Origin of the sequence: Dietzia sp. DQ12-76 (assembly GCF_014145045.1) — a bacterium.
Taxonomy (GTDB): domain Bacteria; phylum Actinomycetota; class Actinomycetes; order Mycobacteriales; family Mycobacteriaceae; genus Dietzia.
On record NZ_JAALDV010000051.1, the window covers coordinates 1 to 3,857 of the forward strand.

A 3,857-nucleotide genomic window follows, 5' to 3' on the forward strand; every position below is an offset into this window, starting at 1 on the left:
ACCCGCGCCCGCGACCGCCGTGCAGTTCACCGAGCCCGCGGCCACCTCGGCCGCGCCGTCCACGAGCAGCGGCGACGACCGCCCGACGCAGGACCAGGACAGTCAGGGGCAGCGGAGGCAGGGCAAGTCCCAGCAGGGCGGCTCCCAGCAGGGCGGTTCCCAGAAGAGTAGGGGACAGCAGGGCAAGGGACAGCAGGACCAGAAGCAGGATTCTCCCAAGGGCGGTTCGCGCGGTCGCGGGCGTGGGTCCGCAGGCGGTGGAAACCAGTCCGGTGAGAGCCAGTCCGGTGGGCAGCAGGGTCGCGGCCGCGGAGGCCGGGGCCGCGGTCGCGGGAACGGCAACACCTCCACGGCCGAGTTCGGCGGGGTCAAGACCATGCAGGGCGGGGACATGACCGTGCGTCTGCCCAGCCCGCCCAAGCCCCGCAAGGGAGCGCTGCGGATGGTGGCCCTCGGTGGAGTCACCGAGATCGGCCGCAACATGATGACCTTCGAGTACGACTCGAAGCTGCTCATCGTCGACTGTGGCGTGCTGTTCCCGAGCTCGACAGAGCCGGGAGTGGACCTCATCCTCCCCGATTTCGGGCACATCGAGGACCGCCTCGACCAGGTCGAGGCGCTCGTGTTGACCCACGCCCATGAGGATCACATCGGGGCCATCCCGTTCCTGCTCAAGCTCCGACCGGACATCCCGATCCTGGGGTCCCGCTTCACGCTCGCACTGGTCGCGGCCAAGTGCCGTGAGCACCGCATCAAGCCCGTCTTCCGTGAGGTCGACGAGTCCAGCGTGAGCACCCTCGGGAAGTTCGAGGTGCGCTACTTCGACGTCAACCACTCGATCCCCGAGTGCCTCGGCGTGGTCATCCGCGCCGGCGGTCAGTCGGTGATGATGACGGGCGACATCAAGCTGGACCAGCTCCCGACGGACAAGCGCCCCACCGACCTGCCCAAGATGGGCAGGTTCGGTGACGAGGGCATCGACCTCCTGCTGATGGACTCGACCAACGCGACCACGCCGGGCGTCAGTCGGTCGGAGTCTGAGATCGGTCCCGCTCTCCAACGGCTCATCTCGGACGCCCGTCAGCTCGTGGTCGTGGCGTGCTTCGCCTCGAACGTCTACCGCGTCCAGTCGGTCATCGAGGCGGCCGCCGCGAGCGGGCGCAAGGTCGCCCTCACCGGTCGGTCGATGATCCGGAACATGGAGATCGCACTCGAGATGGGGCTGCTGTCCGATCCCAAGAACGTGATCGTGGACATGGATACCGCGGCGAAGCTCCCGTCCGAGAAGGTCGTCGTGATGACCACCGGAACGCAGGGCGAGTCGATGGCGGGGCTGTCCCGCATGGCGCGCCGTGAGCACCGCCAGATCAACCTCTCCGAGGGCGACACCGTGATCTTCTCCTCGTCCATCGTCCCGGGCAACGAGGAGCCCGTCTTCGGTGTCCAGAACAGCCTGTCCCAGATGGGCGTGAACGTGGTCACCAGCCGCGACGCGAACGTCCACGTGTCGGGCCACGGCGACGCGGGGGAGTTGCTCTTCGTCTACAACGCCGTGCGCCCCAAGAACGCGATGCCGGTCCACGGCGAGTGGCGACACCTGCGTGCCAACAAGGCTCTGGCGATCGCCACCGGGGTGCCGGAGGAGAACGTGGTGCTGGCCCAGAACGGCGTCGTGGTGGAGTTGGTGGACGGGAAGGCCTCGGTGGTCGGCCAGGTCCAGGTGGGCAATCTCTACGTGGACGGCCTGTCGACCGGCGACATCGGTGACACCGTCCTGGCTGACCGCACCGCGCTCGCCGAGGACGGCTTCATCGTCGCGACCGTGGTCGTGGATCCCCGTACCGGGCGACCGGTGAGCAAGCCCCAGATCATCGGAAAGGGCTTCACCGACGAGCCGGGCGCACTGGACCCCGTGGTCGAGCTCGTCGAGAACGCATTGTGGGACCTGGCGGGCGAGGGTGAGACCGATCCCTACCGCCTCGCGCAGTCGGTGCGCCGCACAGTCGGTTCCTGGGTGTCCGAGAAGTGGCGCCGCAAGCCGATGATCGTGCCCACCGTCATCACCTCCGTGGCGGCGGAGGGCTGAGGCGGGTGGACCCCGGCCGGCGGACACTGGCGCAACGGGAGCGGAGCGCTCTCGTCGAGACGATGCGTGCCGCCGGTCCGGAGGCGCCGACACTGTGCGACGGGTGGACGACCCGGGATCTCGCCGCGCACCTGGTGGTGCGAGAAGCGCGCCCCGACGTCGCCGCGGGGATCGTCCTGCCGGCGCTCGCCTCGCGCATGGAGGACCTGCGCCTCCGGGAGACCGAGACCCCGTGGGAGGAACTGCTGGAGAAGATCGCCGCGGGCGCACCGTGGTACTCACCGCTCCGCTACGCAGACCGTGTGGCCAATGCCGCGGAGTACCTCGTGCACCACGAGGACGTCCGAAGGGCCGACGGGCAGTGGACGGCGCGGGAGTTCGGCATCGAGGATCTCGATCGCATCTGGGCGCTCGGGACGACCGTGGCGAAGACGTTCCTGCGGCGGGTGACCGCCCGTGTCGATCTGCGTACCCCTCCGGGGATGAGTCTGAGCAAGCCCGGTGCGGTGTCCACCGGGGCCGCGCTCGCCCCGCTCGTCAGCGTGACGGCCGCCCCCGTGGAGCTTCTCCTGTGGGCGTTCGGTCGGCGTGCGGTCGACGTGGACATCTCCGGCTCGCACCAGGGGATCGCCGCGCTGGAGGCGGTGCCGAGGGGCATCTGACCTACCGCCGCCCCGTGTGGCTGCTGTTACCGATGGGGTGCGAGAAGATAGAGTGACTCCCATGGCACCCAGCTCGAACACGCGATCCACCCGTGCCCCAGGTGGACGACGCCCGGCCTCGAAGTCCGCCGGACAGCGAACCACCGCGTCTACCTCGTCGTCGTCCCGTGGGGGTGGTTCCCGGCGCGGTGCCGTCGTCTCGACTCCGAAGTCCGGTACCCGCGCACGTTCCCGCGCGGTGACGCCCGCTCCGGAACGGACGTCCGGAGCCTTCGGCGCGGTCGGTCGCGGTCTGCGGGGTGGATGGGCGGGGATGGCGAGAGGCCTCGGTCACGGTGTGCGCGGCCTGCGGGGCGCTGACGACGAGGACCGTGTCGCACCGCCGCACAGACGGGACGGACTCGGGTTGGCCCTCGTCGGGATCGCGATCGTGTTCGCAGGAGCGGTGTGGTTCGGCGCGGCGGGCCCGGTCGGGGAGTGGATCGACACGGGTGTCCGGACGGTCGTCGGAACCCCCAGCGCGCTCCTGCCGCTGGTCCTCGGTGTCTGGGGCGTGCTCGTGATGGCCCGGGAGCCACGGCCCGACGTCCAGTCCAGGTGGGTGGTGGGGACCACCGTGACCACACTCGGTGTGCTGGGTCTGTGGCATCTGGGATCGGGTTCACCCGCGGACCCGGACGGTGTCCGTGGCGGAGCCGGCGTGCTGGGGAGGATCGTCGGGGGCACGCTCGAGGCGGGCCTGTCCATCTTCGTCGCCGTCCCGCTGTTGGTCCTGCTCGTCGCGTTCGGTGTCCTGGTTCTTGTGGGTCGACCGGCCAGGGAGATCCCGGGAGTCGTGCGCGGGTTCTTCGGGTGGGACGGAAGCGGAGACATCGTCGATCACGAGGACCCGGAGGCGGTCTGGGACGACCCCGACGCCACGACCGCGTACCCGATCTCCGAGAACGGCACCCCGGACGACCGGGAGCGACCCGCACCACGACGTCAGGCGCGCCGCCGGGTGGCCGCGTGGTCGGATACGCCGAGCACCGGGGAGACGGTCGAGATGCCGGCTGCCGCCGGTGCAGCAGGCGAGTCGGTGTCCGAGGGCGACGGGCCCCCCGCCGCAC

At 70.2% G+C, this 3,857-nt stretch carries 3 protein-coding genes; all 3 read left to right on the top strand.

The window, feature by feature from the left end; translation table 11 throughout:
* The first annotated feature begins 19 nt into the window (after positions 1-19).
* Positions 20-2,086: a ribonuclease J gene (locus G6019_RS02570; RefSeq protein WP_309230130.1), complete on the top strand. Its 2,067-nt coding sequence runs from the start codon at positions 20-22 to the stop codon at positions 2,084-2,086.
* Positions 2,087-2,091: 5 nt separating this feature from the next.
* Positions 2,092-2,748 carry a TIGR03085 family metal-binding protein gene (locus G6019_RS02575; RefSeq protein ID WP_107756601.1) on the top strand — a complete coding sequence of 219 codons (657 nt, stop codon included), beginning with the start codon at positions 2,092-2,094 and terminating at the stop codon, positions 2,746-2,748.
* 313 nt (positions 2,749-3,061) lie between these two features.
* On the top strand, positions 3,062-3,857 hold a 796-nt coding region (locus tag G6019_RS02580; protein ID WP_182626988.1), incomplete at its 3' end, for a DNA translocase FtsK 4TM domain-containing protein.